Raw genomic sequence first — 11,944 nt, forward strand, 5'->3', positions numbered from 1 at the left:
TCCGACGACACACCGACACGACCCCGTCATGACGCCCTCCCGACCAGCGGGAGAGGGCGTCATGACGGGGTCGTCGTGGGTGCGGGACGTGTGCGGGACGGGACGCGACGGGACGGGGTTCAGCCGGACGCGCAGGAGGTCAGCGCGTGCCGCCGTGTGAGACGTGCACGACGAGCAGGGCGGTCGCGACGAGCGGCGCTCAGCTCCCGCCGCCGTCGATGCCCCCGCCGCCGTCGAACCCGCCGAAGCCCCCGTCGAACCCGCTGCCGATGCCGTGGCCGCTGTCGAAGCCGCTCGCGGCGACGCCGAAGCCGAGGTCGCCGGGGATCGGGTCGTCGGGCGCCACCCACGGGTCCGGACGTCCGCCGGTCGCGTCGGCCGTGGTACCGCCCGCGAGGACGACCCCGGCCGCGGTCGTCGCCTGCAGGTCGTGGTCCAGCCGCAGCCAGTCGAACAAGCCCATCGCGCGCTCCTCGTCGTCGAGACCGTCACCGGTGGGCGACCGACCCCGCGGGGTCGGTCGCGTGCGTCCGTGCGAGACGTGACCCCAGCAGCGTCCCACCGCGCCGTGCGCGGCGGAAGGAGCCGTCGCCCCCCACCGCCTCACGACGACAGGCGCGGTGGGGGCGACGGGGGAGGACGACGACCTCGGCGGTCGGTCGCCTCAGACGTCGTCGGGCGACCAGGTCCCGTCCGCGGGCATCCAGCACAGGCAGAACGGGTGCCCGGCCGGGTCGGCGTAGACGACGTAGCCGCCGGGCTCGGTGAGGTCGGCGGGCTGCAGCACGCGTGCGCCGAGCGCGACGGCCCGGGCGTGCGCCTCGGCGATGTCGTCGACGTACAGGTCGAGGTGCAGCTGCTGCGGTGCGCCGTCGGGCCAGTCGGGGGCGACCAGGTCCGGGGCGTGCTGGATGCCGAGCCGCTGCTCGCCGTCGACGAGGACGGCGTGCCAGCCGTGCTCGTCCTTGGGGTCGACGGTCCCGTCGAGCAGCCCCGCCCAGAAGGTGCTCTCGGCGGCGAGGTCGGGGGCGTCGAGCACGACCATCTGATGAAGGATCCTCATGCCGCGGATGCTGCCACTCGGCGGCGACGCGCTGACCAGGACTTCTGTCCTCATCGTGGGCCGTCGCCGCCGGCCGCGACCCGACCGCCGTGCGGCGGACGTCGAGCGCCGGGCGCTCCCTCAGTACCCGCCGCCCCCGCCGCCGTCGCCCCCGCCTCCGAACCCACCGCCGTCGAACCCGCCGAAGCCGCCGAACCCGCCCCCGTCGTGCCCGCCGTGGCTGCCGCCGTGGTGACCGCCGTCGAACCAGCCGGAGAACCAGCCGCCGTGGGTGGGCGTCGGGTCGGGGACGGGGCCGACCGGCTCCGGGCCGCCGTCGGGCGTCGACCCGCTGTCGCCGACCGGGACCAGCGGGGCCGTCGCCGCCGCCGCCGCGTACCTGTCGCGCCTGCGCCATCCGAACATGTCGCCCTCCTCACCACGGGCCCGGCGTGCCGGGCGGACGGTGCCCGCGGGTCCGGCGTGCTGCCGGTGCGGGGTCGTGACACGCGCAGCATGGCACGCGGAGTTGACCGGAGGGAAGGCCCAACTTTGCCCTGGCTTGACCTATGACAGGGTCAGCCCTTGCGTGCGCGCTCCATCGGGATAATCCACGGCCCGTCCTGCGCGATCGCGACGCGGGCGTTCGTCTCGGTGTAGCCGAGCGCGGAGTAGTACTCGACGTTCGGGGGCTGCGTCGTCTCCAGGTAGCCGGGCTCGGCGCCCGCGTCGATGAGCTCGAAGACGCGCGCCATGAGCCGCTTGCCGCGGCCCGCGCGCTGCAGGTCGGGGCGGACGCCGAGGGCCTCGACGTACCAGGCGTCGGCGGGGACGCCCTCGGCCGTGGCGTCACCGAACTTGATGAGGCCGAGCGAGTGCGTGCGGGTCCGCACCGCGATCGCGACGATCCGCAGCGCCTGCCGCCACCAGCGGCCGGTCGTCATCGGGTACGTGCCCGGTGCGTACAGGGCGACCGCGCCGGTGACGACGCCGTCGAGCTTCGTCACGTAGGTGTGCCCGTGCGCGAGGGCGTCGGACAGCGTCATGCGGTACAGCGCCCGGAGCTCGCGCTCCCGCCGGGAGTCGACGGGGAACAGGTGCCGGAAGCCCGGGTCGTCGGCCAGCGCCGCGGCCAGGACGGCCGCCGCGGCGGGGAGGTCGGCCCGCGTGAGCGGGACGACGACGTCGGGGGGCGCCGGCCGGGAGGCAGGCGGCTCGGACGGGGTCGCTGCCATGCCGCGCATCCTGACCGGGACATGCGTCCAGTTGCAACCTGTCCGTCCCGGTCCTGGATGCGCCGAGCGGGTGAAAAACCAGGTCAGCCCTGGACGATCGTCCCGGCGACGTCCTCGCGCGGGACGGCCACCGTGACCGCGATCGCGGCGTCCGGCGCGGCCTCGACCTCGACGACGTGCTCGACGCCCAGGTCGACCGGGTCGCCGATCGTCACGCTCGCGACGCCCTCCCCGGCGGTCGTCGAGCCGCACGGGACGCCGCCGGACCACGTGCCGTCCAGGTAGACGCGCGCCACGTCCCGTCCGGTGCACGACACGTAGACGCGGATCCGCGCCGGCGGGTGGTCCTGCGTCGGCAGGACCAGGCGGACGCGCTCACGCCACGCCGCCTGGCCGAGCACCTCGTCGGTCACGTCGTGCGCGGCGAGCAGGTCCTGCGGGTCGGGGCCGCCGCGACGAGAGAAGGCCAGCGCGCCGGCCGCGACCGCCACGGCGACGACCGCGACCACCGCCACGACGACGCGCCCGCGCCGACGGGGCGCACCCCTGCGGTGCGACGGGGTGCCCGTCGGGTCGTCCTCGCCGTCCACCATCGCGTCCCCTTCGCCGCCACGGACCGACCGTCGTCGGCCGTGGCGATGCTAGGGCGCAGAAGGCGACATTTCACGCAGAACGGCGAAACCGCCCGCGTCGACCCGGCCGTCCGACGTCCGCCCGGCGAGCACGTCGCCCGGCGGCAGGTCGACGGGGGACGTCGAGTGGTTGAGCACGAACAGCCACGACCGGCCGTCGTCGGCGCGGCGCCTCGTCACCTCGACGCCGGCCGGCAGCCCGTCGAGCACCGGGTCCACCCCGGCCTCGACCAGCAGCGCCTCGGTCAGCGCGCCGAGCGCCGCGTCGTCGAGCCGCGTCGCGAGGTACCAGGCCGCACCGTCGCCCACGGCACGCCGCGTCAGCGCCGGACCCCCCGCGAGGTCGCCGTCGGCGAAGGTCCGCACGACCTCGGTCCCGGGAGCCGCGTGGACCTTCTCCGACCAGACGTCGGCCGTCGCACCGTCGTCGAGCGTGAGGGTCTCGCCCTCCTGCAGCGCCCACAGCTCCTCGGTGCGCACGCCCAGCAGGTCGCGGAACGCGCCCGGGTAGCCGCCGAGCCGCACGTGGTCGTGCTCGTCGACGATTCCCGAGAAGTACGTGACCAGCACCGTCGCGCCCGCCGCCGCCGCGGCGGCGATGTTCGCGGCGTCCGCGTCGGTCACCAGGTACAGCGTCGGGACGACGACCAGCCGGTAGCGCGACAGGTCCGCGGACGGCCGCACGACGTCGACGGACACGTGCCGCTCCCACAGCGCGCGGTAGTGCGCGAGCATCCGCTCCTGGTACGACACGTCGGTCGAGGGGTGGGAGTCGAGCTCCGCGCCCCACCACGCCGGGTAGTCCCAGACGAGCGCGACGTCCGACTGCACGCGCGAGCCGCGGACCTCGCCGATCGCCCGCAGCGCCTCGCCGAGCTCGACCGTCCCGCGCCACACGTCGGTGTCCGTCCCGGCGTGCGGCAGCATCGCCGAGTGGTACTTCTCGGAGCCCGCCGCCGACTGCCGCCACTGGAAGAACATCACCGCGTCCGCACCGTGCGCGACGTGCGACAGCGAGTGCCGCAGCATCTCCCCGGGGCGCTTGGAGCGGTTGCGCGGCTGCCAGTTCACCGCCGACGTCGAGTGCTCCATGAGCATCCACGGGGCGCCGCCCGCGACGCCGCGCGACAGGTCGGCGCTGAGCGCGAGCTCGACGTGCGCGTCCGGTCGCGCCGCGATCGTGTAGTGGTCGTTCGCGACGACGTCGAGGTCGTCGGACCAGGAGAAGTAGTCCATCCACTTCGTCGCCGTCGACATCATGAGGTTCGTCGTCGTCGGCACGTGCGGCGTGACCTCGCGCAGCACGTCGCGCAACGCCCGGTAGTGCACCAGCAGCTCGTCGGAGGAGTACCGCGCGAAGTCGAGCTGCTGCGTCGGGTTGAGGCTCGTCGGGGCGGCGCGCGGCGGCAGGACCTCGTCGAACGTGTCGTACCGCTGCGACCAGAACGCGGTGCCCCACGCCGCGTTCAGCGCGTCGACCGTCCCGTACCGGTCCTCGAGCCAGCGCCGGAACGCCGCCGCCGCGTCGTCGGAGAAGTCGTGCGGCACGTGGCAGCCGAGCTCGTTGTCGACGTGCCACAGCGCGAGCGCCGGGTGGTTCCCGTACCGCTCGGCCATGAGGCGCGTCATCCGCACCGCGTAGTCGCGCCACACCGGCGACGACACCCGGTACGCCTGCCGGCTGCCCGCCTGCAGCACCGTCCCGTCCGCCGTCACGGGCAGCAGCTCGGGGTGCAGGCGCGTCAGCCACGGGGGCGGGCTCGCCGTCGCCGTCGCGAGCGCGACCTTGATCCCCGCCGCCGCGAGGCGGTCGAGCACGTCGTCCAGCCACCCGAAGTCGTGCACGCCCGGCCGCGGCTCGAGCTGCGCCCAGGAGAAGATGCCGACGCTCACGAGCGTGACCCCCGCCTGGACCATGAGGTCGACGTCCTCGACGCGCGTCGCGAGCGGCCACTGCTCCGGGTTGTAGTCGCCGCCGTAGGCGATGCCGTCGACGCCGAGGGGCCAGGGGGCGTTCGTCATGAGGATCCTCGCTGGTGGTGCGGTCGGGGTGCAGCGTGCGGTGGTGCGGGTGCGGGTGCGGGTGCGGGTCGTGCGGGGGTGCGGGCGGTGCGGACGCGGGGTCAGGGCACGCGGCGCAGGTCCAGGTCGACGGGCTCGTCGCGGTCGCACACGAGGTGCCCGTCCACGACGCGCGCGACGGCGACCTGCACGACCGCGCGACGGGTGGCGGGCGTGTCGCCCTCGGCCGCCCCTCCCACGGGCTCGTCGTCGGGGTGGGCGGGCTCGTGCGCGAGGTCCTGGGCGGCGTCGAGAGCGGAGTCGAGGGCCGCGTCGTGGGCCTCGTCGAGCGCCCGCCCCTCGGTCGAGAACGGCGAGACGGCGTGCGTGAAGTAGAAGACCCACGCGACGGGCTCGCCGTCCGCGTCGGCGCCGACGACGACGTCCGCGTGGTGCCCGATCGACCCGTCGGACGGGCGCGTGCCCGGGCGGTCGAGGACGTGACCGTCGAACGTCCAGGTCTCCAGGTCGTCGGACCGGTGGACGGCCTGCCCGCGCCACTCGTCGACGAGCATCCAGTGCCAGCCGCCGAGCGTGAACACGTTCGGCCCCTCGTGCGGGCGACCCGTGACCGCGGGGCGCGACGGCCCCCACGTGAGCAGGTCGGGGGAGTCCGCGCACCACGTCGTCGAGTCCGCGGCCTCGTCCTTGAACCACATCCGGTACCCGCCCGACGGCAGCGGAGCGACGCACGCGTCGATCACCCGGTCCGAGGACAGCGGCACGACGCCGACGTACTCCCAGGTCACGAGGTCGTCGGACACGTGGTGCAGGACGTGCCGCGCGTGCCCCTCCCAGCGGTCGGGGACGCCCGTGATGTAGCTGACGAACATGTGGAACCGGCCCTCGGCGTGCACGACCTCGGGCGCCCACAGCGTGTTCCGGCCGGGGTGCGGGTCGAGGCCCTCGACGACGCCGCGGTGCGTCCACGTGAGGCCGCCGTCGTCCGACGTCGCCACGGTGATGTCGGTGCCGTGCACCCAGGTGACGCCCGGGCCGGGGTCGTCGGGGCGGCGCTGGGTCGCGAACAGCCACCACGTGCCGTCGGGGCCGCGGACGACGGTCGGGTCGGTGGGGGCGCCGAGCGGGTCGACGTAGAGGGGCGCGGGGGCGACGCGGGGGTGCGACGTCGCCGCGGAGGTCCCGACTCCACCGACCCCGACGACTCCGCCGACGCCGCCGACGCCGTCGTCCGGCGAGGCCGGGCTCACGCGCCCCCGTCCGGCCGCTCGCCCGCGACGACGCCCTGCGCGTCGACGTCCCGCAGGTCCTCGACACCGTGCAGGAACCCGTCCCGCAGCGCGCTGCCGGGGGCCAGGTCGGCCTTCGTGACGGGCCGCCCGAGCGACGCCGACGCGTAGATCGCGGTGACGAGCTCGAGCGACCGGTGCGGGTCGGCGGCGACCGGCGGCAGCGGGGCGCCGGTGCGCAAGGCCTCGTAGACCGCGCGCAGCAGGGGCGTGTGGCCGCTGGGCTCGTCGTCGGCGGGCAGCGTCCAGGACGCGGGGGCGGGCTCGGGCGTGCCGCCGGTGACGAGCGGGGCGGGCGTGAGCCGCCAGGACCGGGCGTCGTGCCCGTACAGGTGCTCGACCTCGACGGTGCCGAGCGTCGTGTCGACGCGCACGTAGGAGGTCTGCCGCGGGGAGAGGGACGTCGTGAGGACGGAGACGACCGCGCCGTTCGCGAAGCGGACGACGGCGGTGGAGGTGTCCTCGGTCTCGACGTCGCGGGCCAGCCGGAACGCGCGGGCGTCGACCTCGGCCCACTCGCCGAGCAGGAACGCGAGCAGGTCGAGCTGGTGGATGCCGAGCCCGAGCAGCGGGCCGCCGCCCTCGGTGGCCCACTTCCCGCGCCACGGCACGGCGTAGTAGTCCTCCTGGCGGCGGTACCAGAGCGTGTGGCAGACGCCGACGAGCGGGCGCCCGAGCTCGCCGTCGGCGAGGAGCCGCTGCACGTGCCCGACGGCGGTGCCGGTGCGCTGCTGGAAGACGACCGCGTACTGCCGGCCGACCTCCTCGGCGACGTCGAGCACGGCGTCGAGGTCGGCGAGCGACAGGACGGGCGGCTTCTCGCAGACGACGTGCGCCCCGGCGCGCAGGGCGGCGACGGCCTGCTCGCGGTGCAGGCCGGGCGGGGTGCACAGGTGGACGACGTCGACGGGCTGCGCGGCGAGCAGGTCGGCGAGGGTGTCGTACCGCCCGTCGATGCCGTACCGGTCGGCGAAGGTGTCCCTGACCTGCGGGTTCGGGTCGGCGACGGCGACGGTGACGACGCCCGGGTCGGTGGCGAGGACCTGCTGGTGGGCGTGCGCGATGGCGCCGGTGCCGACGATCGCGACGCGCAGCGGGGGAGTCGTCGCGGTCACCGGGGTGGCCTGCTCGTCGGTCACGTGCGCTCCTTCGCGAACGGGCGCACGTCGTCGACCGCGACCGAGGAGATGTCGTCGAACGGGGACGTCGCGTCGAGCAGCACGACGTCGACGCCCCGGTCGCGCACGGCGAGCAGCGCGTCGATCGACCCGGCGGACGGCGTGACCATGACGCCCTGCACGCCGTGCTCCTCGAAGAGGCGCAGGTACCGGGCCTCGCGCTCGGGGTCCTCGTCGGACGACGACAGCATGAGCGTGTAGTCCTCGGCGGCGAGCCGGTCCTCGACGCCGCGGGCGACCTCGGTGAAGAACGGGTTCGCGATGTCGAGCACGATCGCGCCGACGGTCTGGATCGTGCCGGCGCGCAGCTGGCGGGCGGAGGCGTTGCGGACGAACTGCAGCTCGTCGATCGCGGCCTGGACGCGGTCGCGCGTCGCGGGGGTGACCTGGTCGGGCCGGTTGAGGACGTTGGAGACGGTGCCGACGCTGACCCCCGCGCGCTTGGCGACGTCGGTGATGGACGGACGGCGTTCCGCACGTCCCCGGGTCGTCGCCATCCGTGGTCCTCCCTCGAGCGCCCTTGCGTCGTGCCGATGCTAACGGCACCCCCCGACCTGCCCCCGGAGGTGCCCACCGCGTCTCACCGTCGCGCGCGGCCTGTCGTCCGGACGTGCGGGGACCGGCGGGCGAGCGGGTGAGCTGCGCCGCGGCGGCGCGGGGGTGACCGGCGGCGGGAGGCGGGTCGGCGGGCGTCGTGCCGCAGTACGCTGAGGCTCGGGAAAGGGCTTGCCGAAGTTGTCGGGTCCCCGGTCTTGACTCCGCCGGGTCCCCTTCCTAGAGTTCCAGACGATGAATCGTTTCAACGACGCGACGATCGAAGGGGGCAGGCCATGACCCGCGTCTGCTTCGTCTCCCGGGTCCGCCCGGACCGCCTCGACGAGTACCGCGCCCGGCACGCCGCCGTGTGGCCCGAGATGCTCGAGGCGCTCCGCGACACCGGGTGGCGCGACTACTCGCTGTACCTCGCCCCCGACGGCCTGCTCGTCGGCCACCTCGAGACCGACGACTACGCCGCCGCGCAGGAGGCGATGACGCGCACCGCCGTCAACCCGCGCTGGCAGGCCGAGATGGCCGAGTTCTTCGTCACCGACGGCAACCCCGACGAGGGGTTCCAGGTGCTCGACGAGGTCTTCCACCTGGAGGACCAGCTCCGCGCCGCGGGCCTGCCGACCACGCCCCCGTCGCCGACCCCGCCTGCTCCGCACCCGAACGCCGCCGACGACGCCCCGCGCCCCACCGCCACCGACCCCGCCCCCCTGGAGGACCTCGCATGAGCCCCACCCCCGAGGCCCTCGCCGCCGCGCGCAGCGCCCTCGCCCAGCAGACGATCGAGCTCCCGTCGTGGGCGTTCGGCAACTCCGGCACCCGGTTCAAGGTGTTCGGCCAGGCCGGCGTCCCGCGCGACCCGTTCGAGAAGCTCGCCGACGCCGCCCAGGTGCACCGGTACACCGGGGTCGCGCCGCGCGTCAGCCTGCACATCCCGTGGGACCTCGTCGACGACTACGACGCGCTCGCCCGGCACGCCAAGGACCTCGGCGTCCAGATCGGCGCGATCAACTCGAACCTGTTCCAGGACGACGACTACATGCTCGGCTCCCTGACCCACCCGGACGCCCGGGTGCGCGCCAAGGCCGTGCAGCACCACGTTCAGTGCGTCGACGTCATGCGCGCCACAGGCTCGACGGACCTCAAGCTGTGGCTGCCCGACGGCCTCAACTACCCCGGCCAGGACTCGATCCGGGCGCGGCAGGACCGCCTCGCGGAGTCGCTGCAGGAGATCTACGCGGCGCTCGACCCCGAGCACCGGCTGATCCTCGAGTACAAGTTCTTCGAGCCGGCCTTCTACTCGACCGACATCCCGGACTGGGGCACGTCGCTGCTGCACTGCCTCGCGCTCGGCGAGCGGGCCATGGTCGTGCTCGACACGGGCCACCACGCGCCCGGGACCAACATCGAGTTCATCGTCGCGCAGCTCCTGCGGCACGGGCGGCTCGGGGCGTTCGACTTCAACAGCCGGTTCTACGCCGACGACGACCTCATGGTGGGGGCGGCCGACCCGTTCCAGCTGTTCCGGATCATGCACGAGATCGTCCAGTCCGGGGCGCTCGCGCCCGACAGCGGCGTGAACTTCATGCTCGACCAGTGCCACAACATCGAGCCGAAGATCCCCGGTCAGATCCGGTCCGTCATGAACGTGCAGGAGGCGACGGCCAAGGCGCTGCTCGTCGACACCGCCGCGCTGACGGCCGCCCAGCAGTCGGGTGACGTGCTCGGCGCGAACGGCGTGCTCATGGACGCGTACAACACCGACGTGCGGCCGCTGCTGGCCGACCTGCGGGTCGAGCAGGGGCTCGACGCCGACCCGATGGGCGCGTTCGCGCGGTCGGGGTACACCGAGACGATCGTGGCCGAGCGTGTCGGTGGCACGCAGGCCGGATGGGGAGCCTGACGACCATGACCGACGCGACGACGCACCACGCCGCGGCCGACCTGATCGCCCGTTCCAACCGCCTGGGCTCCGACCCGCGGGTGACCAACTACGCCGGCGGGAACACCTCCGCCAAGGGGGTGGCGACGGACCCGGTCACGGGCCAGGACGTCGAGCTCCTGTGGGTCAAGGGCTCCGGGGGCGACCTCGGGACGCTCACCGAGAAGAACCTGGCCGTCCTGCGCCTCGACCGGCTCCGCGCGCTCGTCGACGTCTACCCGGGCGTGGACCGCGAGGACGAGATGGTCGCGGCGTTCGACTACTGCCTGCACGGCAAGGGCGGTGCGGCGCCGTCGATCGACACCGCGATGCACGGGCTGGTCGACGCGCTGCACGTCGACCACCTGCACCCCGACGCGGGCATCGCCGTCGCGACGGCCGCCGACGGCGAGGCGCTGACGCACGAGATCTTCGGCGACTCCGTCGTGTGGGTGCCGTGGCGCCGGCCGGGCTTCCAGCTCGGCCTCGACATCGCCGAGATCAAGGAGAAGAACCCGCAGGCCATCGGCTGCGTGCTCGGCGGCCACGGCATCACCGCGTGGGGCGACACGTCCGACCAGGCCGAGGAGCGGTCCCTGGCGATCATCCGCGCCGCGGAGGCGTTCATCGAGGAGCGCACGGCGGCCCTGGCCGCCGAGGGCGGGCACCCGTTCGGCGCGGTCGTCGACGGGTTCGAGGCGCTGCCGGAGGCCGAGCGCCGGGAGCGGGCCGCCGCGCTCGCGCCCGTCATCCGCGGTCTCGCGTCGGCCGACCGCCCGCAGGTCGGGCACTTCACCGACTCCGACGTCGTGCTCGACTTCCTGTCCCGCGAGCGCCTCGCGCCGCTCGCCGCGCTCGGCACGTCGTGCCCCGACCACTTCCTGCGGACCAAGGTGTCGCCGCTGGTCGTCGACCTGCCCGCGACCGCGCCCGTCGAGGACGTGGTCGCACGCCTGCACGCGCTGCACGCCGAGTACCGCGAGGCGTACCAGGCGTACTACGACCGGCATGCCGACGCGTCCTCCCCGGCGATCCGCGGTGCCGACCCGGCGATCGTCCTGGTCCCGGGCGTGGGCATGTTCTCGTTCGGCAAGGACAAGCAGACCGCGCGTGTCGCGGGCGAGTTCTACGTCAACGCGATCAACGTCATGCGCGGCGCGGAGGCGATCTCGACCTACGCCCCGATCGACGAGTCGGAGAAGTTCCGCATCGAGTACTGGGCGCTCGAGGAGGCCAAGCTGGCGCGCATGCCCGCGCCCAAGCCGCTGGCCACCCGCGTCGCGCTCGTGACCGGCGCCGGGTCGGGGATCGGGCGGGCCATCGCCGAGCGGCTCGCCGCCGAGGGCGCGTGCGTCGTGATCGCCGACCTCAACCTCGCGGGGGCTGCCGAGGTCGCGGAGGCGCTCGGCGGGCCCGACGTCGCGGTCGCCGTCGAGGCCGACGTGACGTCCGAGGAGGCCGTCGCGGCGCTCGTCCGCGAGACCGTCCTGGCGTTCGGTGGCGTCGACCTCGTCGTCAACAACGCGGGTCTGTCGATCAGCAAGCCGCTGCTGGAGACGACTGTCCGCGACTGGGACCTGCAGCACGACGTCATGGCCCGCGGCTCGTTCCTCGTCGCCCGCGAGGCCGCGCGCGCCATGATCGCCCAGGGACTGGGCGGCGACATCGTCTACATCGCGTCGAAGAACTCGCTGTTCGCCGGCCCGAACAACATCGCCTACTCCGCGACCAAGGCCGACCAGGCCCACCAGGTCCGGCTGCTCGCGGCCGAGCTCGGCGAGCACGGCATCCGCGTCAACGGCGTCAACCCCGACGGCGTCGTGCGCGGGTCCGGCATCTTCGCCGGCGGCTGGGGCGCCAAGCGGGCCGCGGTCTACGGCGTGCCCGAGTCCGAGCTCGGCGCCTACTACGCGCAGCGCACCCTCCTGAAGAAGGAGGTCCTGCCCGAGCACGTCGCCGCCGCGGTGTTCGCCCTCACCGGCCCCGACCTGGTCCAGACGACCGGCCTGCACGTCCCGGTCGACTCGGGCGTGGCGGCGGCGTTCCTGCGATGACGCCCCCCGCCCGCCCGGCCCGCCG

General features: G+C 74.4%; 12 protein-coding genes. 3 read left to right on the plus strand and 9 right to left on the minus strand.

Annotated elements, in window-relative coordinates; genetic code table 11:
• Positions 1-199: 199 nt before the first annotated feature.
• The 9 genes from CBZ_RS20910 to CBZ_RS12220 form a co-directional block, all read right to left on the minus strand.
• Positions 200-463 carry a hypothetical protein gene (locus CBZ_RS20910; RefSeq protein ID WP_165446756.1) on the minus strand — a complete coding sequence of 88 codons (264 nt, stop codon included), beginning with the start codon at positions 461-463 and terminating at the stop codon, positions 200-202.
• A 201-nt stretch (positions 464-664) separates the two neighbouring features.
• Positions 665-1,063 carry a VOC family protein gene (locus CBZ_RS12185; RefSeq protein WP_130781806.1) on the minus strand — a complete coding sequence of 133 codons (399 nt, stop codon included), beginning with the start codon at positions 1,061-1,063 and terminating at the stop codon, positions 665-667.
• Positions 1,064-1,183: 120 nt separating this feature from the next.
• Positions 1,184-1,468 (minus strand): hypothetical protein, encoded by a 285-nt coding sequence (locus CBZ_RS21360; protein ID WP_174768671.1) that lies wholly within the window; start codon positions 1,466-1,468, stop codon positions 1,184-1,186.
• 152 nt (positions 1,469-1,620) lie between these two features.
• The gene (locus CBZ_RS12195; protein ID WP_130781807.1) at positions 1,621-2,277 is read right to left on the minus strand and encodes a GNAT family N-acetyltransferase; all 657 of its coding nucleotides are present in this window, start codon (positions 2,275-2,277) and stop codon (positions 1,621-1,623) included.
• Positions 2,278-2,360: 83 nt separating this feature from the next.
• Positions 2,361-2,870: a hypothetical protein gene (locus tag CBZ_RS12200; protein ID WP_130781808.1), complete on the minus strand. Its 510-nt coding sequence runs from the start codon at positions 2,868-2,870 to the stop codon at positions 2,361-2,363.
• A gap of 48 nt (positions 2,871-2,918) precedes the next feature.
• The gene (locus CBZ_RS12205) at positions 2,919-4,931 is read right to left on the minus strand and encodes a beta-galactosidase (protein ID WP_130781809.1); all 2,013 of its coding nucleotides are present in this window, start codon (positions 4,929-4,931) and stop codon (positions 2,919-2,921) included.
• Between the two features lie 101 nt (positions 4,932-5,032).
• Positions 5,033-6,181: a glycoside hydrolase family protein gene (locus CBZ_RS12210; RefSeq protein WP_130781810.1), complete on the minus strand. Its 1,149-nt coding sequence runs from the start codon at positions 6,179-6,181 to the stop codon at positions 5,033-5,035.
• Entirely contained in the window at positions 6,178-7,359 is a 1,182-nt protein-coding gene (locus tag CBZ_RS12215) for a Gfo/Idh/MocA family protein (RefSeq protein ID WP_130781811.1), read from the minus strand. The genes CBZ_RS12210 and CBZ_RS12215 overlap by 4 nt, the downstream gene beginning before the upstream one ends.
• Positions 7,356-7,895 carry a LacI family DNA-binding transcriptional regulator gene (locus tag CBZ_RS12220; protein ID WP_307720756.1) on the minus strand — a complete coding sequence of 180 codons (540 nt, stop codon included), beginning with the start codon at positions 7,893-7,895 and terminating at the stop codon, positions 7,356-7,358. Before CBZ_RS12220 ends, CBZ_RS12215 begins: the two co-directional genes overlap by 4 nt.
• Before the next feature lie 333 nt (positions 7,896-8,228).
• Here CBZ_RS12220 and CBZ_RS12225 point away from each other — a divergent pair, with 333 nt between their 5' ends.
• From CBZ_RS12225 to CBZ_RS12235, 3 genes are read left to right on the plus strand one after another with little or no spacing between them, the layout of a single operon-like run.
• Complete coding sequence (locus tag CBZ_RS12225) at positions 8,229-8,672, plus strand: L-rhamnose mutarotase (protein WP_130781812.1); 444 nt, start codon at positions 8,229-8,231, stop codon at positions 8,670-8,672.
• Positions 8,669-9,847, plus strand: a complete 1,179-nt coding sequence (gene rhaI, locus CBZ_RS12230; RefSeq protein WP_130781813.1) for an L-rhamnose isomerase — start codon at positions 8,669-8,671, stop codon at positions 9,845-9,847. Before CBZ_RS12225 ends, rhaI begins: the two co-directional genes overlap by 4 nt.
• Positions 9,848-9,852: 5 nt before the next feature.
• Positions 9,853-11,919, plus strand: a complete 2,067-nt coding sequence (locus CBZ_RS12235) for a bifunctional aldolase/short-chain dehydrogenase (protein WP_130781814.1) — start codon at positions 9,853-9,855, stop codon at positions 11,917-11,919.
• Positions 11,920-11,944 lie beyond the last annotated feature (25 nt).

Origin of the sequence: Cellulomonas biazotea, assembly GCF_004306155.1 — a bacterium.
In the GTDB taxonomy this organism is placed as follows: Bacteria; Actinomycetota; Actinomycetes; order Actinomycetales; family Cellulomonadaceae; genus Cellulomonas; species Cellulomonas biazotea.